The 712-nt window shown below is 43.1% G+C and carries 1 protein-coding gene; it reads left to right on the plus strand.

What is annotated here, in order from left to right; all coding sequences use genetic code 11:
- Positions 1-689: hypothetical protein (locus tag ACQEXS_RS22505; protein ID WP_427015278.1), on the plus strand; the 689-nt coding region annotated here is incomplete at its 5' end.
- Positions 690-712 lie beyond the last annotated feature (23 nt).

A 712-nucleotide genomic window follows, 5' to 3' on the forward strand; every position in this document is an offset into this window, starting at 1 on the left:
AATCAGCCCGTGAGACCCTATCTCAATCGTTACCATGTCGTTTTCATCGCCAGCGTCGTGAAGTGCTCTTTTCTCGCTGGAACAGTGAGCTAAAAAGAATTGAAACTCGAATAGTTCCCTGGGAAAAAGTGTGTGCAATGGTAGGTCAAAGTAGTGGAGTAACAACTGGAGGCGTTATTTCCTCGGCTTCGCTGATTGTTGCTGTGAACGATGAAGAAAATTATGGCAATTTTTGGTCTGCGCTACAGATTGGTGCCGTAGATAAGTTTCATGCAGCTTCAATTTGGGAAATGATTCGTACTTTTATGGATGAAGGGGCCGACCACATTTGCGATCCATCACCTTTGACGCTTGAAGGTATTATTGAAGAACACTGCCAAGTAAACAATATCACTAAAGAAGAGTTCAGTGGTGCTACACGGTTGTGGTGGTATATCAACGGCACCATGTTAGGTATCTGGCGTACTAACTATGAAATGAGTAAAGTTAAGCAAAGAGCTGAAAACTTTACGGATATTGCGGCTTGGAGTGAAACATTGCCAGAGAGCGAATGGCAAAAGCCAAGTGCACAACTCAATTATGTAAATGATATGCTAGCACGTAATGAGTATGCCCAAGGGCATACTATTCTATCTATTGGGGATGCGTGCAGCCGTTATATGCAGCCTCAAAAAGCTAAATCGGCCTAGGTATTTAGGCCAACTTAAAAAGC

Source organism: Vibrio sp. TRT 17S01 (assembly GCF_050113695.1).
In the GTDB taxonomy this organism is placed as follows: Bacteria; Pseudomonadota; Gammaproteobacteria; order Enterobacterales; family Vibrionaceae; genus Vibrio.